General features: G+C 68.6%; 13 protein-coding genes and 1 pseudogene. 9 read left to right on the top strand and 5 right to left on the bottom strand.

All coding sequences use genetic code 11. The features are described from left to right. Nucleotides 1-139: 139 nt before the first annotated feature. Together ABZ342_RS16845 and ABZ342_RS16850 are read right to left on the bottom strand one after the other, a co-directional pair. Nucleotides 140-1,147, bottom strand: coding sequence for a right-handed parallel beta-helix repeat-containing protein (locus ABZ342_RS16845; RefSeq protein ID WP_360473676.1), 1,008 nt, complete (start codon nucleotides 1,145-1,147; stop codon nucleotides 140-142). A gap of 13 nt (nucleotides 1,148-1,160) precedes the next feature. Beyond that, nucleotides 1,161-3,080: a hypothetical protein gene (locus ABZ342_RS16850; RefSeq protein ID WP_360473678.1), complete on the bottom strand. Its 1,920-nt coding sequence runs from the start codon at nucleotides 3,078-3,080 to the stop codon at nucleotides 1,161-1,163. 317 nt (nucleotides 3,081-3,397) lie between these two features. Here ABZ342_RS16850 and ABZ342_RS16855 point away from each other — a divergent pair, with 317 nt between their 5' ends. Continuing rightward, the gene (locus ABZ342_RS16855) at nucleotides 3,398-3,838 is read left to right on the top strand and encodes a hypothetical protein (RefSeq protein WP_360473680.1); all 441 of its coding nucleotides are present in this window, start codon (nucleotides 3,398-3,400) and stop codon (nucleotides 3,836-3,838) included. A 313-nt stretch (nucleotides 3,839-4,151) separates the two neighbouring features. Here the strand turns inward: ABZ342_RS16855 and ABZ342_RS16860 are convergent, their stop codons facing one another. Further along, nucleotides 4,152-4,907, bottom strand: coding sequence for an NAD(P)-binding domain-containing protein (locus ABZ342_RS16860; RefSeq protein WP_360473682.1), 756 nt, complete (start codon nucleotides 4,905-4,907; stop codon nucleotides 4,152-4,154). Nucleotides 4,908-4,979: 72 nt separating this feature from the next. Here ABZ342_RS16860 and ABZ342_RS16865 point away from each other — a divergent pair, with 72 nt between their 5' ends. The 6 genes and pseudogenes from ABZ342_RS16865 to ABZ342_RS16890 all read left to right on the top strand — a co-directional run bounded on the left by ABZ342_RS16865 (nucleotide 4,980) and on the right by ABZ342_RS16890 (nucleotide 8,731). Beyond that, nucleotides 4,980-5,564 carry a TetR/AcrR family transcriptional regulator gene (locus ABZ342_RS16865; protein WP_360473684.1) on the top strand — a complete coding sequence of 195 codons (585 nt, stop codon included), beginning with the start codon at nucleotides 4,980-4,982 and terminating at the stop codon, nucleotides 5,562-5,564. A gap of 62 nt (nucleotides 5,565-5,626) precedes the next feature. After that, nucleotides 5,627-6,193 (top strand): hypothetical protein, encoded by a 567-nt coding sequence (locus ABZ342_RS16870; protein ID WP_360473686.1) that lies wholly within the window; start codon nucleotides 5,627-5,629, stop codon nucleotides 6,191-6,193. Nucleotides 6,194-6,333: 140 nt separating this feature from the next. Then, nucleotides 6,334-6,474: pseudogene (locus ABZ342_RS16875) on the top strand (hypothetical protein); the annotation flags it as partial. Nucleotides 6,475-6,521: 47 nt separating this feature from the next. After that, a complete protein-coding gene (locus ABZ342_RS16880; protein WP_360473990.1) occupies nucleotides 6,522-6,656 on the top strand; it encodes a hypothetical protein in 135 nt (44 codons plus the stop codon). Continuing rightward, on the top strand, nucleotides 6,653-6,862 hold the full coding sequence (locus ABZ342_RS16885; RefSeq protein ID WP_360473992.1) for a hypothetical protein: 210 nt from the start codon (nucleotides 6,653-6,655) through the stop codon (nucleotides 6,860-6,862). The genes ABZ342_RS16880 and ABZ342_RS16885 overlap by 4 nt, the downstream gene beginning before the upstream one ends. A gap of 180 nt (nucleotides 6,863-7,042) precedes the next feature. Then, nucleotides 7,043-8,731, top strand: coding sequence for an SIR2 family protein (locus tag ABZ342_RS16890; protein WP_360473688.1), 1,689 nt, complete (start codon nucleotides 7,043-7,045; stop codon nucleotides 8,729-8,731). A 7-nt stretch (nucleotides 8,732-8,738) separates the two neighbouring features. Here ABZ342_RS16890 and ABZ342_RS16895 read toward each other — a convergent pair whose 3' ends face one another. Next, complete coding sequence (locus ABZ342_RS16895) at nucleotides 8,739-8,900, bottom strand: hypothetical protein (protein WP_360473690.1); 162 nt, start codon at nucleotides 8,898-8,900, stop codon at nucleotides 8,739-8,741. Between the two features lie 821 nt (nucleotides 8,901-9,721). Beyond that, complete coding sequence (locus ABZ342_RS16900) at nucleotides 9,722-9,913, bottom strand: hypothetical protein (RefSeq protein WP_360473692.1); 192 nt, start codon at nucleotides 9,911-9,913, stop codon at nucleotides 9,722-9,724. 463 nt (nucleotides 9,914-10,376) lie between these two features. Between ABZ342_RS16900 and ABZ342_RS16905 the strand changes: the two genes are divergently transcribed. Together ABZ342_RS16905 and ABZ342_RS16910 are read left to right on the top strand one after the other, a co-directional pair. Then, complete coding sequence (locus ABZ342_RS16905; protein ID WP_360473694.1) at nucleotides 10,377-13,667, top strand: LamG-like jellyroll fold domain-containing protein; 3,291 nt, start codon at nucleotides 10,377-10,379, stop codon at nucleotides 13,665-13,667. A gap of 45 nt (nucleotides 13,668-13,712) precedes the next feature. Further along, nucleotides 13,713-20,453 (top strand): polymorphic toxin-type HINT domain-containing protein, encoded by a 6,741-nt coding sequence (locus ABZ342_RS16910; RefSeq protein WP_360473696.1) that lies wholly within the window; start codon nucleotides 13,713-13,715, stop codon nucleotides 20,451-20,453. Nucleotides 20,454-20,474: the final 21 nt, after the last annotated feature.

Raw genomic sequence — 20,474 nt, forward strand, 5'->3', positions numbered from 1 at the left:
AAGCTCTTGATGGGGGTGACCCTGGTGCTGGTCGCCGACGGCGTGCTGTCGAGGGGGCACCGAAACCGCATCTTGACGGCGGCGATCGACGCCGTCCCCCTCCGCGCCGGAGGGGGACGGCGAGGCCCTGGTCAGCGGGTCAGCTGCCCGAGGTGACGGGCGTCTTCGACACCCCCTTCCCGCCGGTGGCCGTGTTGGACGCGCCGACGACGTTCGGCGACTTCTGCGAGACGCAGCTGCTCTGGTTCGTCGAGTTGATCCCGTAGCCCTGCGCGTTCGTCAGCGTGAACGTGTTCTTGGTGAACGTGTTCCCGCAGCCGGTCTTGCCCCACACGTTGTGCGTCTGGAAGCCGTCGAGGTACGGGTGGGTGACCTTGTTGCCGGTGATCAGGTACTCGTCGCCCTTGACGTCGATGGTCGAGTCGCCGGAGTTCTGGTTCTTCTCGCCCGTCCCGTCGAGGGTGTTGCCGGAGACGACGCCGTCGTGCGTGCCTTCCTTGATGTCGACGCCCTCGGCCGCGACGTTCGGGCCGATCCGGTTGTCGAGCACCTGGACGTAGTTGCTCGCGTCCGGGTCCTTGCCACCGTTCGCTCCGTAGCACTCCCAGTTGCTGTTGGCCGAGCCGAGGTACACGCCCTCGCCGTAGCCCGGCTCCTCCTTTCCGGTGTTCGTGACGGTCGAGTTCTTGATCACGCCGTACGCGCTGCCCTTGCGGAAGTGCACGCCTTCGTAGCCGATGTCGTGCACGGTCACGCCGTCGATGGTGACGTGCGTGGCGCCGTCGAGGACGATGCCCTTCTTCGCATCGGCGACGGTGAAACCGGTGAGGTTCCAGTAGCTCGCGCCTTGCAGCCACAGGCCGTAGCCGGTCTGGCCGGACGGGCAGTCGGTGTCACCGGGGTTGAACAGCGGGTCGTGCAGCACGGCCTTCGCGCTGCCGACGAGGGTGATCGGAGCCGACGCGGTGCCGGGCCGGGTCGCCACGAACTGGCCGCTGTAGTCGCCGTCGGCCAGCTTGATCGTGTCGCCCGCCTTCGCCGCGGACAGCGCCGCCGAGAGCTGGGCGGCCGTGGTGACGTCGATCGTCGTGGCCGCGGGGTGCACGAGCTGCCCGATCAGGGACGGCGCCGCGAGGGTCTTGAACATCGATGCGGTCCTTTCAGCCGAGGTTCTTGAGGAACAGGGACTTCGCGGTGCTGGTCTTCGTGTCGTCGACGCCGTGCCCGCCGGTGTAGTCGCGCTGCTCGTTGTGCGCCCAGTCGGTGATCGGCTTGCCACCGACGTCCAGGTGATGGAACGCCGAGCCGTCCCAGCCGAACTGGTAGATCTTCGTGTGGTCGGGGTAGTACGGCGTGTCCGCCGCGCCCGCGGTGACCTGCTTGGTCATCGTGTTGTTGAAGAAGACGTTGCGCGGGCCGGAAGAACCGGACCACTTGACCGCCTTCTGGCCGGTCGACCAGTAGATCGGGAACCACGTCGAGTCGTCGGGCGCGTCACCGCCTTCGTCGCCGCAGTGCGCCGTGCAGTTGCCCGAGCGGTGGGCGTAGGACACCTTGTTCGTGTTGTTCTCGAACAGGTTGTTGCGTTCGTAGCCGCCGTGGATGTTGAAGTCGGAGTCGATGTCGTTGCCGATCACGACGTTGCCCGACGCCGACCACTGGAACGTGAAGTGCCGCAGGTCGCGGGTTGTGTTGCCGGCGTAGAGCGAGTCCCAGACACGGGAGCCGCGGAAATAGCCGTTGCCGCCCTTGCCCTTGTTCCACGAGCCGTCCAGCTCGTTGTTCACGATCTGGAGGTTCTTGGCCTCCTCGGTGACGATCGGGTGCGACCCGGTCATCGTCGCGTGCGTGTTGCGGACCCAGGAGTTGGCGGCCCACTTGAACACGATGCCCTGCATGGCCAGGCTCGGCGCGAGGTTGCCGTAGTTGTCCTTGGCCTGGGTCTCGGTGACGCCCGGCGGCGCGACCTGGCCGTAGGTGAAGTCCTCGAAGCCGACCCCGACGATCGGATCGATGATCGGGGACGCCTTCGACGCGTAGGTCGAGCCGTCGATCGGCGCCGAACCGTCCGATGTGGAGTCGACCGGGACGTCGTACTCGAGCGGCTTGTCGATCGACACCGTGTGGTTCTTGGTGTCGATCGCGGTGATGGTGAACCACTGCTGGCGCATGTGCAGGTTCTGCAACGGCCACGTCGTGGGCACGGCGTTCATCGACTGGTAGAACTTCATGGTGTTCGCGGCCCGGATGTTGATGAAGCCGCCGACCTTCATGTTCGTGGTCTTGGCGCTGGTGGCCAGGTAGACGGTCTTGTCGCCGGTGCGCGCCGCGAAACCCTTGTCACCGGGCTTCTCGCGCAGCTTCGCGCCCGCCTTCCAGTGCACGTTGATCGTGCCCTCGAAGATGTCCTTCCGGTTGGCCGGGGCGGAGTTGTATTCGCTGGCGTAGCTGGGATCGACGCCGCGCGACTGGACGCGGAAGAGGCCGCGGCCCGGCCACAGCCAGCCGCCCGAGCCGTCCTCGTACGTCATTTCGTGCTGGTCCCACTGGTCGCCGTCCGGCGTGACGAAGTCGTACTGGGTGTTCTTGTCGGGGGCGTAGACGAACTTCGTCTTGTCCATGCCGGCGCCGCGCAGGATCAGGTAGTTCGCGTCGACGTGGATCTCGTGGGTGACGTTGAGCGTGCCGGACGGGAAGGTGATCAGGCTCAGCTTGGTGTAGCTCGCCGACGGCGAGCACGAGGCGTGGATCTTGTCGATGGCCGCCTGGATGCCGGCGGTGTCGTCGGCGCCGTCGTCCGGCTTCACCTTGTACGTACTGGCAAGTTGCGCCGCGGTGATCTGGCAGGTCGCGCTGGGATTGACGGAGCCCGGGCCGGGCAGGTCCTGTCCGCCGCGGAAACCGGCTTTGCTCCAGTCGTAGAGGCCCGGCACCGGCGCCGCGCGGTTGCTCGCCGAGGTGTCGAGGGCGGTCAGCGCGCCGGGGCCGGGCGCGGCGACGGCAGACCCTGAAGGCCCGGCGACGCCGAGGGTGGCGCAGACGAGCACCGCGAGGGTCGCGGTTGTTTTGTGGCGTGACAAAGAGACCTCCGAAAATGGGGGACCCGAGCCGACGGTCAGGTGGCAGTGCTGCCCGGGTGATGGGTGATGAGCGGGGGCGAGACGTCAGCGGCTGCTGGATTTCCTGCCCGCGATGAGTGCGGGGGCGAAGGCCGGTCTGCTCAAAGCTCCTCCATGGCTTGCTGGTGTGCACCAGGACTGCGTGAAGGCGGCGGTGACGGAAACGCTACAGCGTGTCCCCCCGTTAGTAAAGTTACTTTCCAAACTAAGTCCGGCGACCGTCCCGAGCCAGTCATTTGACGGGCGCTATGCGCCGGAGCCTCGGTGAAGATCCCGGCATGCCCGCCGTGACCTCGTCGACCGCATCCAGGCCGGAAACGGTGCACGGCCCGTCGGGGCTGGTTCGTGCCGGGCTGGCGCTGGCCGCGGTGGGTGCGCTCGTCGTGGTCGCGCTGGACGTGTTTCCGGCCGCGACGCCATGGAACCCGCTCCGCGACACCGTGAGCCAGGCGCAGTGGGGCTCGGGGCTGTTCCGGCCGGCCGTCGCCAGCGTGGCGGCGGGATCCGCGGCGGCGCTGACGCACGCTCGTCGAGGCGGCGACGGCCCGCGCTCCTGCCTACCGCTGGACGGCCCCGCTGCCCACCGGTCCGGTGGCCCAGTCGTTCCGCGCCCGTATCGCCATGCGCAGGGCGCACCTACCCTGGAATCAGATGTCGGACTCGAACCGGTGACGAGCCCAGGTCCGCGCGGCCGCCGTGACGGCAACTTCAGGCGGTAAGAGCTGGGGGAGCGCTGGGGAATCGGCCATCGATGAAGATCTGAAAGAGCTCCGGTAGCTCGGCTGGGAGTGGCTTGTCCGTGCACTTGGCCAATGCGGCGGCAGGCCACCAGCGGTGTTCGATGAGGCTGGCTGCGGACTCTCGGCGGCCGACGCCGCGAGGTCATGAGCGACGACGCCGTCAGCCTGAGCAGCGGTGCGAAAGTGTGCGCGGAACGGGTGAGCGAGTCGTCAGAGCGTGGTCAGCGAGCGTGTCCGGGGCGGCCGGGCGACGAAGATTCCCCCGGCCGCCCGGACAGGCTCCGACCGGGACTCAGGACAAGATCGCCTCCGGTAGGAAGCCTCCGACTGGGCCGCGAACAGCGCTGTCGAGCAGTTCGCGCAGCCGCTCGGCGGGCACGGGCACGGAGGGCGTGTCGGCGAACCAGTGCTGCAGTTCTTCCATCGTGGGGTTCTCCGGCGGCTGCCCGGGCATGTACGGCTGCGTGTAGGCGGGCGTGCCGGGCTCGAAGCGCCAGCTGTCCGCGAGCGGGCCGGCGTCCACGGTGTCGTAGCCGAGGGCGTCGAGCAGGGCGGTGGCTTCGGCGTTCGCCTCGGGGAAGTCCCCGGCGATCGGCAGGGCGCTGCGGTCGGGCGCGCCGGCCGGGCGGGCCAGCACGCGCAGGCTGCTGAAGATGATGTTGTTGCTCGCCTTGACCACGTGCGCGCCGGCCAGATGGCGCTGCACGAGGGCGCTGGAGGTCAGTTCGCCGCTGTCGAGCACCGGGATCCGGCCGTCGCGCTGCGGGTAGTAGTTCATCGTGTCGAGGACGGTCTTGCCGGCCAGCGCTTCGGCGGGCAGGCGGTCGTAGGCCACCAGAGGGATGGTCGCCACCACCAGGTCGCCGGCGGCTGCGGCCTCCGCGGGGGTGGCCGCCCGTGCGCCGTCGCCGAGCTCGCCCACCAGGTCAGCCAGCGTTTCGGGGCCGCGGGAGTTGCTGAGGACGACCTCGATCCCGGCGGCGATGGCCAGGTGCGCGAGGGTGCCGCCGATCATGCCGGCGCCGATGAAGCCCAGGGTTTTCGTCACGGTGTCTCCGTTCTTACGATAACCGACATGTGTCGGATATCCAGCGTGTGTTGCCAAAGGTACACTGACTGCGTGGTGACGTCCCCCAGCCCCGCTCCCGACCGCCGCGTCCGCCGCAGCCAGGCCGCGCTGCAGCAGGCGTTGCTGGAACTCGTCGAAGAAACCGACCTGACGCAGCTCACGGTGGCCGACGTCGCCGAGCACGCGGACGTCAACCGGTCGACCTTCTACGCGCACTACCGCGATGTCCACGAGCTGGCCGAAGCCGCCTGCACGGCGATGATCGACGATCTTCTCGACTCTCTGGCGGCCGTCGGCCCCGAGGATCCGGACGCCTGCCCGTCACCCGCCCTGACGAGGTTCTTCGCTCATCTCGCCGAGCACGCCGGCCTGTATCGCAGCCTCCTTGGCCCGGGTGGCAGCGCCCGCGTCCTCGCCCACCTTCTCGCTCGCGCGACGGCGACGATCCACGCCTCCGCTTGCGTGCTGTCCGGCGCGGACTCGGCCGACGACGACTACGACGTGCCTGCCGGGTTCGCCGCCGGCGGCCTCGTCGGAGTCGCGGTCGATTGGCTGGACCGCGGGTGTCCTCGCGCGCCCATCGAGATGGCGGTTCTCACCAAGCCGCTGGTGCTGCACCTCGCTCCGGCCTTGTGAACCGGCGCGCCGACAACGGCGGGGGCAGGTTGTTCTGTGTCGTCCGAAGGCGGATCGCGTGGTTGCGGGTCGCGGTCGAGGCGATCGCCGGTGCCGCCATCGCTCACCAGCTCGTACCGGGCGCACCCACCTGGGCCGCCGCGCTGTTGTTCATGGCCGCGCTGACCGCCGTGAACTTGTATACGGTGAAGTCGTTCGGGCGCTTCGAGTTCGCACCGCTGCTGCGCGAGGGCGGCCGGTTGTGCTGCGCAGTGCGTCGCGTTGCTACGGACCGGTTGCGGATCATGGTCGCCATGACCGCGCCCATGATCCGGACGCGGGTCGGCGTCCTGGCGGCGGCGATCGCGATCGGCGCCGGAGTCGGGCTCGCCACGCCGCTGGGCTTCGCGCACCTCGCTGCGGCCCACCCCGCAGGAACGGCTCGGGCGACGATGGGTGCTGCCGAGGTTGGCCGTGAACTCGGCGATGCGGGCGGCCCCCTGCTGGTCGGCGTGCTCGCCGCGGCGGCCACCCTGGTGCCGGGTTTCCTGATCTCGCCGCGCTCCTGGTTGTGGCCGCGCTGGCGGTCGTCGGCGTACGGATGGGAGCGCCTGCGTGACCGGCTCGCCGCAGGCGCGGGTCAGCGGTGATGAGCCAGCCGGAGATAGGTTTCCTCCGCGCCGGATTCCGGCTCGGTGTGGATCACGGCTTCGGCGAGTGCGGTTGCTAGCCGCCGAAGCCGCTGCCGACTGGCCCGTCCGACGTGGACGGCGACGAGATGTGACGCGCGATGGCCGTCCACATCGCCTGCGGAGTTGGACCAGCCGCGGGTCCTGGAGTTCAAGCAGCAGGTGCTCGACGACTTCGGCGCCCGGCCGCACTGCCGCACTGCCGCCGCCGGCCCGTCGCCGCGGACCTGCCCGACGACTGGCCCATCGCGCTGGAGCGGGCGGGCTTCGACCGGCCCCGGCCGACCGTGTGGCTCACCGAGGACTGCTGCCGTACCTGCCCGCGCGAGCCGAGGAGGAGCTGTTCGACCTCGTCCACACCCGTTCGGCGCCCGGCAGCCGGTTCGGCGTGGAGCAGGTTCCGGCGGCCACGCCGAGGGCATGAACTGGAGCATGGAGGCGATGCGGGCCGCCGAACGCCTGAGCATCAGCATGGCGGGCCTGCTCAACACCAAGCCCCGCCGCGACCCGGTGGCCTGGCCGAACGGCCAGGGCCGGCGGATAACCACCGACATCGCGGACGCCTTGGCGGCGCGGTACTGGCGTCCCCTGCCAGCGTTGCTCAACGACACGATGCGAAAGCTGAACTGATCCGCGCGGATTGCCCCTTTCTTTGACAAAAGCGTGACAAACTCCGGGAGCGCGGAGTAACGCACCCGATCGGCCATTAGCGTGATCTTCCCGGACGGCGTAACAAGTTCGACACACGGCCCGACCTCATGACGCACAGGTGCCAAGATGACACCGCAGCCATGACGCGTGAGGACGGGCATGTCAGAGGGATTCGTCTCGAAAATCGTCGATCCCCGCACGTTCGACGACGGCGACACGTTTTCTTTCGAGAACCAGCAATACCTCACGGAGCTATTCGAAACGGTCCGGGACCGCGACCGCAAGCTGACGATCGTGGTCGGCGCGGGCGTCTCGATGAACTCCGGCCTGCCGTCGTGGCCGTCGCTCATCGAGAAGATGACCGACGCGATCGCCGACCCCGACATCCGGCGGATGGCCAAGGACGACAAGTCCGACCTGATGCGCAAAGCGGAGATCATCCTGCAGTTGCTCAAGGAGGCGAAGAGCGACGTCCTCGAGCACGAGGTGATTCGGAAAGCCCTCTACCAGCAGGACCTGAAGGTGACCCCCGGGCTGCTGGCGGAGTCGATCGCCCGGCTGGCCCGCGTGCGGCGCGCCGACAGCCGCCTGCTCACGACCAACTTCGACATCGTACTCGAAGAGGCGTTGCTGGACTACTTCACCGACGACGAGGTCAAGTCCTTCTCGGTCCCGCTCGACGAGGAGGCGGAGTGGGAGCAGTGGAACGAGTCCGGCAGCCGGATCGGCGTGCTGCACCTGCACGGCAGGATCCGGCAGGCGAGTGGCCCCGACGAGCCGATCCTGCTCACCGAGTCGCAGTTCCTCCAGTACGGCGCCAAGGTGCGGGCGATCCTCGCCGACTCGATCAAGGACTCCTGCACGATCTTCATCGGCCTGAGCATGTCCGACCCGAATCTTGTCGGTTCGCTCTACGAAAACTACGAACGGGCGGCCACGGATTCGCCGTGGTTCTCACTCGGCGTCCCGCCGGCGGTGAAGAACGTCACCCCGACCCTCGCCGCGACGTACGCCATCAACTCGGCCCGGTACCTCGAGCAGAAGCTGGGGCTCAAGCCCATCTTCCTGAAGTCGTACTCGCAGCTTAACCAGGCCATCTCCGACCTCTCGCTCGCAGTCCTGGAGCCCGCGCGGTACCGGCCGGAGTACGAGGTCGGGGACTCCTTGGTCTACAGTCGGCGGTTCGCCAGGGCGCTGGACGACTGCTACACCTCCGTTGGCTGCGAGCCGCGCGCCGAAATCCCCGCCGGGCAGGCGGCGGAGGAACTGACCACTCGGCTGCACGCCGCGCTGAGCATTTCCGGCGGCCCGCTGGATGTCCTCCGGAAATTGTCGAAGGAATACGGCGACCACAAACTCGGCGGCAACGACGGGGAAAACTTCGGGCTGTTCCTCTGGCTTCGCAGCAGGCCCCTGGAAAACGGCCTGCGGCGCTACACCATCAATCTCGTGGGCACGTCGGTCTACACCCACCGCGAGGAATGGTCGCTGCGGCACCACGTGTCCATCGACCGGGGCTCCGACTTCGCCGCCGCGCAGGCGGTTTTCACCGGAACGCTGCAGGCCTCGAACCTCAGCCCGTCGCCGATCGCGCAGATCTGGCGGGGCATCCTCGCGGCTCCCATCCTGCTGTCGGGAGTGGGGAGCGATGTCATGATCGGGGATGCCCCCGCGGACGTGCTCACGGTCGGCGCGATCACCCTGAACTCGACCTACATCATCAAGGCCAACGGGGAGGACGTGGCGCCCGAGCACCTGTCCCTGATCAGCAAGCTGGATTCCGAGCGCTACAACTACCTGCTCGGCAGCCTGCAGCAGGCCGCGCAGCACGTGATGAACCTCGGCTGAGACCGGGCTACTTCTTCTTCGACTTGGCCTTGATCACCGGTACCGGTCCAGGCACGGTGACGTACACGGATCGTCCGACCTTGCGCCGCGGGGACTGGCCGATTATCGGCTCACCCGGTTCGGACGTCGGCGATGTTTCCTGCTCGCGAGCCGCCGTGTCGATGTCCATGGCGTCAGCACTCCCTTTCGCGCCGCGTACCGGTTCCGTCTGCGAGGACGATCGCACGGCGTTCTGGAGAGAGGGTCGAATACCACTCTCCGGCACCCACATTACGCCGACCGGGGGACGGCTCCGTCCAGGTGCTCATGCGATCACACTCCGCGTCAGGGTCGCATTCCGCGTCGATGATGCTACGGGCCGTAGTATCATCGAGGCAACCGCTCAATGCGGGAGTCGTCCGCCCCCATTCCGCCGTTACAGGAACGACGGGTGGTGGAACGCGCCCATCGCCGGGTTCGGTTCCACCAGGACCGCGTCCGGTTCTGCGGGTCGTAGCGGACCTGGACCTTTGCGCCACGCGCCGGAGACTGCATGACCGGCGTGATCATTGTCGTCACCACCGTGGTTGGGGTGTAAACCGGCCTCGGCGAGGCGATTGCCGTAGGGGCGGCCGGCCGCCGAGGAATCTGCCCTGCACGCAGGTCTGTATGTGCATTGCAGCCAGCACTCCGTGCCGGGCCCGCAGCACCTCGCGACGTGACTGGGGCCCGAGCAGGAGCGTCAACGCCTGGTGCACCGGGTCGTCGAGCTTGGCCGGCCCGTCTGCTTCGGGCAGCCACAGCTGGATACCTTGCGCTCGGAGCGCGGTCAGTACGGCCAGAACTGGTCTCCGTAGAACGCTCGCTCGTACTCGCCGATCACGACGGCCTCGAACGGGCGGTTCGCGGCTGCCATCAGCTGTGCCGCAGCGGGTTGTTCGGACCATGGCAGCCGACGGGAAAACCGTCGTCGAAGTACTCGACCACGATCACGCCGTGCCCTCCGATCGTCTACTCGGCGACCTCGCGCTGCCAGCCCGACGACGTTGTCCGGTTCTGGAACTCGACCGTGGACATCCGTCCGTAGAACGCGAACCTCAGCTCGCTGCCCTCGGCAGTGTGCTGGCGGCGTCGGGTGCCGGCCTGCCGCGGCGGGTCGGGTGTGTCGTGGTGGCGCAGCGGGTGGCATTGATCATCGTGCACCTCGGTGATGAGGCGGGTTCGGGTCGAAGGCGGAACGCGACCGCCCGCCATCGATGACGAGTTCGGAGCTGATATGCACCCGATCGGCCGCACCGTCGCTGCTGGCCGTCGACGGCGATCTGGGTACGGCTCATCAGGTGGCCTGGGCGGGAAGGTCCGGTCGCAGGCCCGGAGTCGGCATCACCAAACGAGTCGGATTGATCACAGATCGGCTTGCTAACGTTCTCACTTGCGTCGGTTCGCTCCCGAAGATGGCCTTGTTTCCCAGGTCGGAGCTGGTCCAAGGCGGCGATTTGAGCCCACATGTTGGTAAGTAACCAGCAATCGCGTAAACCTGTCTTGGTGAATCCTTGATCTGCTGCTAGAAGTTCTCGGGGATCAAGATCGGGTTCGGTCGACGCAGTCGGCCGGAGGTGGGGGAGTCTTCGTGCGCTTACTTCGTCGTGTCGTGCTGCCTGTTTTCGTGGGCAGCCTCTTGGCGGCTTCGGTTTCGCCGGTCGCCGCGGCGGCCGAACCGTCCGGTGAGTCGCCGGCGGTGACCGCTGCTCTCGCTGCCGCGAAGCGGTCCGGTGCGGCCGTTGGTGTTCCCGCGGAAACCACTGAATACGCCGAGGTCTTCGCCAACCCGGACGGCACCGTGACCCGGCGGGAAAGCTTGGAGCCCCAGCGCGTCCGGCGCGCGGGCTCGTGGGTGCCGGTCGACCTCACTCTGACGACGCGTCCGGACGGCACGGTGCGTCCGAACGCCGCGCCTGTCGAAGTCCGGCTGTCCGACGGCGGTGCCAATGAGATCCTCGCAGCCGCCACGAAGGGCGAGCACGAAATCGGTCTCGGCTGGCCGGGGACACTGCTTGCTCCGAAGCTGGACGGTCCGGTCGCGACCTACGCCGAGGTCATTCCCGGCGTCGACCTCAAGGTCACCGTGACCACCAAGGGCTTCAGCGAGCACCTCGTGGTGAAGACCCCGGAAGCGGCGCGTGATCCGCAACTGCGTGAGATCAAGTTCGGCAACCACACTCGCGGGCTGACGCCACGCAAGAGCGGCACGGGGACCCTCGAAGCGGTCGACGCGGACGGTGAGGTCGTCTTCCGTGGTGACGCTTCGAAGATGTGGGACTCGTCCGGCGGAACGACGCCGAGTGTCTCGGCGCGCTCTGCGGCGGGGCCCGAACCGGTGCAGCCGCCGAAGAAAGCGACGATGGACGTCGTCGTCACGCCGGAGACGACCGTGGTCAAGCCGGACGCCGCCTTTCTCACCGACCCCGCCCGGGTCTTCCCCGTGGTGATCGACCCGGAGTACTTCTGGCCGGGCGCCAAGCAGAACCATGTCGTGGTCCAGGAGCCGTGGCCTGAGGAGCACAACTTCAACAAGACCGACGGTGACCTGGGTGACCTGAAGGCCGGCTACCAGGGCGGTTACCGCTCGCGGTCGTACTTCAGCGTCGACGTCTCGGCGATGCGCGGGAAGGTCATCCACCGGGCGACCATGCGGACGCGGGTCGTGCACTCCTACTCCTGCAACGGCGGACCGACCGAACTGTGGCGCACCGGTGGCATCGGCTGGGGCACCACCTGGAACGCCCAGCCCGGCTGGGAGGTCAACCTCGGTGGGATCGGCAAGTCCAACAACGCCAAGTACTGCCCGACCGACGGCGCGGCCGAGGTGCGCATCGACGACACCGCGCGCCAGGCCGCGAACGGCGGCTGGACCACCCTGACGTTCATGCTCAAGGCCGCCAACGAAGGCCAGCAGAACGATTGGCGGCGGTTCGCGCTCGACCCGGTGATCGACTACGTCTACAACTCCGTGCCGGGCTTGCCCGCGAACCTGGGCATGGAAGGCGGCCAGATCCCGTGCGCCTCCGGCGACGCCCGGCCGTTCGTCTTCACCCCGACGCCGCGGCTGCGCGGCCGGGTGTCCGATCCGGACGGCGGCATGCTCACTGCCCGGTTCTCCCTGCACAAGGGAAAGCTCGGCGCCAGCAGCGAGGTGTGGTGGACGACGACGTCGAACATCCCGTCCGGTTCGTTCGCGGAGGTGACCGTGCCGTCCGGGGTGGTGACCGGCGAAGGTGTCTACAACTGGTCGATGTACGCCAGCGACGGCGGCAGCAACTCGGTGTGGGTGGGCAACTGCGAGTTCGAAGTGGACAAGACCCCGCCAGGCACGCCAACGGTGACGTCCACGGACTACCCGGTCGGCGGTGACGTCGCGGCCGGCGGCATCGGCCAGACCGGCGCTTTCACGGTGACGGCGAACAACCCGGACGTGCGGCAGTTCCTGTGGTCGGTGACCGACCAGCAGAACGACGATCCGAAGGAGCCGGTGAACGCCGATCGTCTCGGCGGCAGCGGGGTGTTCCGCTGGACTCCGGCCACCGATGGCCCGCAGACGGTCTTCGTGCGTGCCGTCGACCGTGCCGGCAACCTGTCGCCGATCGCCAAGTACTCGATTCTGGTCCGTGGTGGTGATCCGCTGACCGGCAACCTGAAGGCGCACTGGAAACTCGACGGCGATCTCACCGACGCGTCCGGCGAGGGCCGGTCGCTCACCTCCTCCGGCAGCGCGGACGCCACGGCGCCTGGCTACCTGGGCAACGCCGTCGCGCTCGGAACGGGCAAACGCCTCTCCGCGACGGGCCCGGCCGTCGACACGGCCAAGAGCTTCTCGGTGTCGGCCTGGGTGCGGCTGGACCAGGTCGGGGCCTGGCCGTCCGCGGTCTCCCTGGACGGCAAGCGCACCAGCGGGTTCCAGCTGCAGGCCTCACCCGAGGGCAAGTGGTCCCTGGCGATGTTCGGGTCCGATGTGGACGGCGGGGGAGCACCCCATTCCCGCGCCATCTCGGCGGAGTCCGTGCAGCCGGGCGTTTGGACGCACCTGACCGGCGTCTACGACCAAGCGGTGGGCAAGCTGCGCCTCTACGTCAACGGCACGCCGGCCGCCGAGATCGCCCACACCAGCTCCTGGACGGCGAGCGGGGACGTGCAGGTCGGCGCGGCGCTGTGGAACGGCAGCCGGGTCGACTACTTCCCGGGCGCGGTCGACGACGTCCGGCTCTACCAGCGGGTGCTGGTCGGCAGCGAAGCCGCGGCGCTGGCGAACGAATCGGTGCTCAGGGCGCACTACAAGCTCGCCGAAGGCACCGGGACGACGACCAAGGACTCGGTCAGCGGGCGCGACGCGACCTTCCAGGGCTCGGCCGCCTGGACCCAGGCGGACGGCAAGCCCGCGGCGAAGTTCACCGGGATGCCCGACACGGGGTACGGCTCGGTCGAAGCGCCGCGGCCGGACCTGCGCACCGACCGGTCGTACACGGTGTCGGCCTTCGTGCGGATGGACACCGCCGACGAGGCGCCGCGCACCGCCGTCAGCCTCCGCGACACCCGGTTCTCGCCGTTCATGCTGCAGTACCGGCCCGAGGTCGGGAAGTGGTGCTTCCTGATGTCGCTCGGCGCGAACCAGGAGGGTGGCTGGTGGGTGCCCGCCGAGGCCGACGTCGTCACGCAGCGGTGGGTGCACCTGACCGGCGTCTACGACCTGGCCGCGAAGGAAGCCCGGATCTACGTGAACGGCCGGTTCGCCGGCCGTCTCGGCGGTGTCGCGGGCTGGAACGGAACCGGTGACCTGATGCTCGGTGGCAGCCGCTGGGTCGGCCGGGACGTCGATCCGTTCAACGGCGCGGTCCGCGCGGTGCGGGTCTACTCCGGCACCTTGACCGACAACCAGATCCGGCAACTGCCCGTGCAGGACTGACCGCCCCCTTCATTCCCCCTTCGCGACCCGAATCTGGAGTTCGGCATGTCCGGAAGACGTTTCGTGCCCAAGCTCGCCCTCGTCCTGGCCGCGGTCATGGCCACGACGACGGTGCAAGCCGTCCCCGCCGCGGCCGACGAGCCCAGCTTCGTCCACCTGCCGGACCTGCAGCAGGAGAAGTCCGTCCCCGGCGGGCCGGTGCCGGTTCGTCCGCTGCCGGTGAACGCCGTCGATCAGGCGGCCGCCCGGCCGCGGGCGGAAGTGAAGTGGCCCGGCGCGGCGAAGGGGGAGACGACGGCGCCCGCCGCGGCGGCTCGCTCGACCGCGGTATCGGAATTCCGGAAAGCCGGCACGCTGCCGGTCGCGGTGGCCGTCGACGCCCCGCGGGCGCAAGCGCGCTCTGCCGCGCCTGCCGCCGAGGCAAAGGTCCGGGTCGAGACGCTTGACCAGAGCCGTGCGGAGAAGGCGGGCGTCACCGGCCTGGTGCTGGCGGTCGAGGACGCCGGGGGCGCGGCCGGGCGCTCGATGTCGGTCCGGGTCGACTACCGCGGCTTCGAATCGGCCTTCGGCGGCGACTACGGTTCGCGGCTCAAGCTGGTGCAGCTGCCGGAATGCGCGGCGCGGACGCCCGAACGTCCCGAGTGCCGCACGGCGACGCCGGTGGAGACGGTCAACGACGCGGCCACGCGGACCGTCACCGCCAAGGTCACGTTGCCCGCCGAGCAGCAGGCCTCGGAGTCCCGGGTCATGCTGGCCGCCGCGGCGGCGCCGTCCGGCGCGGGCGGCTCGTTCGAGGCCACCGGGCTGTCCCCGGCGGGCTCCTGGTCCGCCGGCGGCTCGAGTGGTGACTTCACCTACTCAGTGCCGCTACGAGTGCCGCCGCCCAACGCCGGCGTGGCCCCGAAACTGGGTCTCGGCTACTCCTCCGGCACGGTGGACGGCCGCACCAGCGCGACCAACAACCAGGCAGCGGCCCCGGGCGACGGCTGGGAGCTGTCCGCGGGCGGGTTCATCGAACGTCGCTACAAAGCCTGCGCGGACGACCTCGGCGGCAGCCAGGGCCAGCGCAAGACCGGCGACCTGTGCTGGGCCACCGACAACGCAGTGCTGAGCCTCAACGGCGTCTCGGCGGAACTCGTCCTCAAGGACGCCAAGGCAGGCCTGTGGGTACCCAAGCACGACGACGGATCCCGGATCGAGCACCTCACCGGCGCCACCAACGGCGACGACAACGGTGAGCACTGGAAGATCACCAGCAGCAACGGCACCCAGTACTTCCTCGGCCTCAACCGGTTGCCCGGCTGGAGCGACGGCAAGCCGGAGACGCGCTCGACCTACACCGTGCCGGTGTTCGGCAACAACTCCGGCGAGCCGTGCGCCAAGGCCGCGTTCGCCGACTCGTGGTGCCAGCAGGGCTACCGCTGGAACCTCGACTACGTCGTCGACCCGAACGGCAACGCGACGACGTACTACTACGAGCCCGAGACGAACTTCTACGGCCGGGACATGGCCGCGGACAAGCAGACCTCGTACGTCGCCGCGGGCCAGCTCCGCCGTGTCGAGTACGGCCTGCGCTCGACCGCGTTGTTCGCGCCCGCGCCCTCGCGCGTGTGGTTCGACACCGCCGAGCGGTGCCTGCCGACGAGCACCTTCGCCTGCAACGCCGACCAGCTGACCAAGGACACGGCGAAGAACTGGCCGGATGTACCGTTCGACCGGATCTGCAAGGCCGGCGAGAAGTGCGACAACCGGACCTCGCCCGCGTTCTTCAGCCGCAAGCGGCTGGTCAAGGTGCTCACCCAGATCCGCCGCGACGACGTCACCGGCGACGCCCAGTGGCGCGACGTCGACGCGTGGACATTGCGGCACCAGTTCCCGGACACCGGCGACGCGCTGTCCCCGGCGTTGTGGCTCGCCGGGATCACACACACCGGATTGGCCGGTGGCACCGAAGCCCTGCCGGAAATGGTGTTCCACGGTCTGTCGATGCCCAACCGCGTCTCTGCTGGTGACGGCCTGCCGCCGATCACCCGTTACCGGATCGAGCGCGTCCAGAACGAGGCCGGCGGCATCACCGAGGTGAAGTACTCGGACCGTGAGTGCGTCTGGGGCTCGGCGATGCCGGCCAGCCCGGAGAGCAACGGCAAGCTGTGCTTCCCGAGCTGGTGGCTGCCGGAGCACGGCTACGACGCGGTTCTGGGCTGGTTCCACAAGTACGTCGTCAAGGCGATCACCGAGGACGACCGGACCGGCGGCTCGGCGCTGAAGAAAACCGCCTACGACTACCTCGGCGACGCCGCATGGCACTTCGACGACGCCGAGTTCAGCGAGCCGAAGCACCGGACTTGGTCCCAGTGGCGCGGGTTCGGCGAGGTCCGCACGACCACCGGCGAACCGGGCACCACGCAGACGGTGACGGTCGAACGGTTCCTGCGCGGCATGGACGGCGACCGACTACCGAGCGGAACCCGCTCGGTCCAGGTGGCGCCGTCCGAAGGCGCCAAGGTCACCGACTCCGAGGCACTGGCCGGGTTCACCTTGGAGTCCCAGTCCTACGAGGGCGGAAAGCTCGTCTCGTCGTCGGTCAAGGTGCCGTGGCTGCACGGCCCGACGGCGACCGCGGGCGAGGACAAGGCGTACATGACGAACGTCGAGACCACGCGCGGGCGCACGCTGCTCGGTGACGGGACCTGGCGGCGCACCGAGGTCAAGAACTCCTTCGACGGCCACGGCAACGTCGTCCAGGTCGACGACTCCGGCGACCTCGCGGTCACCGGCGACGAAACCTGCGCCCGCACCGAGTACGTGGCGAACGACACCGCGTGGATCCAGGACCGCCCCTCGGGCGTGCGCACGGTCGCGCTTCCGTGCTCGGCCGACGAGAACACCCCGGGCAAGCTGATCGGCAAGGTGCGGCAGAGCTACGACGCCCTCGCCACCGGAGCCGCGCCGGTCAAGGGCAACCTGACGGCGACCGAGCGCTGGACCGGCACGGACTGGCAGCTGACCCAGGGCACGACCTACGACGACCTCGGCCGGCCCATCAAGGTGGTCAATTCCGCCGGTGACGAGGTCAATTCGGTCTACGAGCCGGGTCCGGAGTTCGGCGTCCGCAAGGTCACCAAGACCGACCCGCTCGGCTACGAGTCGGTGACGACGATGGACCCGGCGCACGGGCTCACGACGTCCGATGTGGACATCAGCGGCCGCCGCGCCGACATGGAGTACGACGCGCTCGGCCGGCTCGCCCGCGCCTGGGCGCCCGGTCAGTCCAAAGCGGACAAGAAGGATCCGACCAGCAAGTTCGGCTACCGCTACCGGACCGACGCGCCGACCGTCGTCACCACGAGCTCGCTGCGCGAGAACGGCGGCTACACGACGTCGTACACGTTGTACGACGGCATGCTGCGCGAACGCCAGACGCAGCTGCCCGCCGTCGCCGGCGGCCGGATCGTCAACGACTGGTTCTACGATTCCCGCGGCCTGCAGGCCAAGGTCAACGGCTCGTACTACAACGACCAGGCCGCCGGCGAGGCGCTGCTCGGTGTGCTGGACAACGCCGTGCCGAACCAGACGGTCACGGAGTTCGACGCGCAGCAGCGCGAGACCGCGGTGATCTTCCGCAAGCTCGACGTCGAGCAGTGGCGGACGAGCTTCGGCTACGCGGCCGACCGTGTGACGACGGTGCCGCCGCTGGGCGGGACCACCACGACGGTCATCCGCGACGTCCACGGCAACGCCGTCGAGAAGCGGCAGTACCACGGCCGCGAGGCGACCGGGGACTACGACTCGACGAAGTACGAGTTCGACGTGCGTGGCCTGATGACCACGCTGACCGGCCCGGACAACGCGAAGTGGACCTACGAGTACGACGGCCTCGGCCGCAAGCTCACCGACCACGACCCGGACGCCGGCGAGCGGCACTACACCTACACGGCGCTCGACCAGCTCGAGACGTCGACGGACGCCCGTGGGTTCCGCCTCCGGACCGAGTACGACAAGCTCGGCCGTCAGGTGGCGCAGTACGAGCGGCCGGGCGTGGAGGCGCCCGAAGCCAAGGTGGCCAGCTGGTCCTACGACAAGGTCAAGCGCGGCACGGTGGACACGGCTACGCGGCACGCCGGCGGCAAGGACTATACGAAGAAGGTCACCGCCTACGACGCGGCGAACCGGCCCACCGAGACCGAGGTCGTCATCCCCGACGGCGAGGGCAAGCTGACCGGCAGCTACGCGTTCAGCACGTCCTACGACGCGAACACCGGCCAGGTGACTTCCCGCACCCAGCCGGGCGCGGGCGGGCTCGACCCCGAGCTGATCAGCTACTACTACAACGACCTCGGGCTTCCCACCGAAACCCAGGGCGCCGATACCTATGTGCCGGAGCACCTGTACTCGAAGTACGGGGAGACGCTGCGGCTGACGCTGGGCTCGGGCAGCAAGAAGGTCTACACCTCGATGTTCTACGAGGAGGGCACGCGGCGCCTGGCCGGCGTCGACGTCCAGCGCAACCTCGAGAGCGGGGCGTACCTGGCCAAGCGCAGCTACGGCTACGACCCGGCGGGCAACATCACGAGGCTGGCGGACACCCCGCCGGGCGCGGTCGGGGACGTGCAGTGCTTCGGCTACGACTACCTCAAGCGGATGACCAGCGCGTTCACGCCGAAGAGCGGGAACTGCGGCGAGCAGCCGTCGGTCGCCGGGCTGGGCGGAACGGCCCCGTACTGGCACGAGTACGCCTACGACAAGGGCGGCAACCGCACGTCCGACGTCGAGCACACGGCGGCGGGTGACACCACGCGGACCTACGGCTACGGCGGCCCGGACGGCGCCCAGCCGCACACGCTCCGGACCGTCACCCAGACCGGGCCGACGGGCACGGCGAAGGACGAGTTCGCCTACGACCCCACGGGCAACACGACGAGCCGCAAGGTGTCGGGTTCGTCGCAGACCCTCGAGTGGGACGCGAGCGGGCGCCTGGCGAAGCTCGAGGAGCACGACGGGCGCAAGACGTCGTTCGTCTACGACGCCGACGGTGGCCGGCTCATCAAGCGCGAGTCGGGCACTACGACGCTGTACCTCGACGGCATGGAACTGGTCGTGCGCAACGCGACCCAGGAGCTGACCGCGCGGCGGTACTACGACCACGGTGGCTCCGACGTCGCGGTGCGGACGTCCGGCTCGGGTGGTGGTTTGTCGTGGCTGCTGGGTGACCACCAGGGCACAGCATCGATGACCATCAACGCGTCCACTTTGGAGGGCAAGAGCCGTCAGGCCGACCCGTTTGGCAATCCGCGGGGGAAGCAGCCGGCGTCGTGGGCCGACGACAAGGGCTTCGTCGGCGGAACGAAGGACGACAGCGGCCTGACCCACCTGGGCGCCCGCGAGTACGATCCGGTGACCGGCCGGTTCGCCTCGGCCGACCCGGTGCTGGATTTCGACGATCCGCAGCAGCTCAACGGGTACGCCTACGGCAACAACTCGCCGGTGACGAACTCGGACCCGAACGGCCTGTACTGGAAGACCGTCTCGGTGGCCAAGCGGACCGCGGTGACGACGTTCGTCTGGGCGCTCTACATCGTCGGGCTGTTCATGCCGGTCGTGATGCTGGTGGCGGTGACTTATTGGGTTGTGCAGGTCTTCTACTACCGGATCTGGATCGACCCGCCGTGGGCGGGCGGCGGTGGTGCGGGCGCGGGTGACGCCAAACAGCAGGCACTGAAAGAGGCGGGCCTGAGCCAAGCCGAGTACGAGGAAGCCAAGAAGGCGGCGGCGGACAAGCGCAGCTGGATCGACGTGGCGATCCAGGTCGGTGGCGACATCCTGCAGGAGATCATCGGTGTCAAGGGCGTCGTCGACAACTGCATCAAGGACTTCAACCTGGCCGGCTGCGCCTGGGAGATCCTGACCTCGCTGCCATGGGGGAAGGTGCTCAAGGGCGGCAAGATCGTCGACAAGATCGTGTCGGCGTTCAAGGACACGCTGACGTGGATGCGCCGCCGCGACAAGGCGGCAGCGGATCTGCGGCGGGTCGAGCAGGCCGAGGAGCGCCTGTCGAAGGTTTCGTGCAACAGCTTCGCGCCGGGAACGCTGGTCCTGATGGCGGACGGGAGCCGTCGTCCGATCGAAGAGATCCGGCTTGGGGACCGGGTGCTGGCCACGGACGTTTCGACGGGCCGAACCACCTCACGCGAGGTGGTCGCGACGATCATCGGCCAGGGCTGGAAGCACATGGTGCAGATCTCGGTCGCGGGTCAAACCCCGATCGTGGCCACCGACGGTCACCCGTTCTGGGTGCCCTCGCAGCGTGGCTGGGTGGATGCGGAGGCCCTCCGGGCGGGCGATGACCTGCTGGTGGCGGGTGGGGCCGTGGTGACGGTTTCAGCGGTCCGCGAGCTGACTCGGCCGGCGCGGGTCCACAACCTGACGGTGGACGCGGACCACACCTTCTACGTCGAGGCCGGGGAGCGTCCGGTGCTCGTCCACAACGACAATTGCCCGAAGGGCAAGTTGTCCGACCCCCTGCCCAAGGGCATGAACAACAAGATCGCCTCTGCCTACGACGATGTGAAAGCCGGAAAGCTGACGTCGCATGACACCTACTCGGGACGCGAGTACCCGTGGTGGGGTGGAGCCAAGGAATACCGGGTTCCCGGCCGTCCCGAGACCGACCGCATCCTGGAGAAGGAGCTCTCCAACGGCTCGAAGGTGTACGGCTGGACGTCGACCCACTATGACAAGATCCAACGGTTCAGCGCGCCACACTTCCCTGATTCGGGCTGGAACTGAGGAGTCGGCAGCGGTCGTGCG

It is taken from the genome of Amycolatopsis sp. NPDC005961, from assembly GCF_040629235.1.
GTDB classification, from domain to species: Bacteria; Actinomycetota; Actinomycetes; order Mycobacteriales; family Pseudonocardiaceae; genus Amycolatopsis; species Amycolatopsis camponoti.

Bases quoted from the DNA above. Each gene is read 5' to 3' on its own strand.
- ABZ342_RS16895 (WP_360473690.1), bottom strand. From the start codon at position 8,900: ATGGACATCGACACGGCGGCTCGCGAGCAGGAAACATCGCCGACGTCC.
- ABZ342_RS16910 (WP_360473696.1), top strand. From the start codon at position 13,713: ATGTCCGGAAGACGTTTCGTGCCCAAGCTCGCCCTCGTCCTGGCCGCG.
- ABZ342_RS16890 (WP_360473688.1), top strand. From the start codon at position 7,043: ATGTCAGAGGGATTCGTCTCGAAAATCGTCGATCCCCGCACGTTCGAC.
- ABZ342_RS16885 (WP_360473992.1), top strand. From the start codon at position 6,653: ATGAACTGGAGCATGGAGGCGATGCGGGCCGCCGAACGCCTGAGCATC.
- ABZ342_RS16855 (WP_360473680.1), top strand. From the start codon at position 3,398: ATGCCCGCCGTGACCTCGTCGACCGCATCCAGGCCGGAAACGGTGCAC.
- ABZ342_RS16845 (WP_360473676.1), bottom strand. From the start codon at position 1,147: ATGTTCAAGACCCTCGCGGCGCCGTCCCTGATCGGGCAGCTCGTGCAC.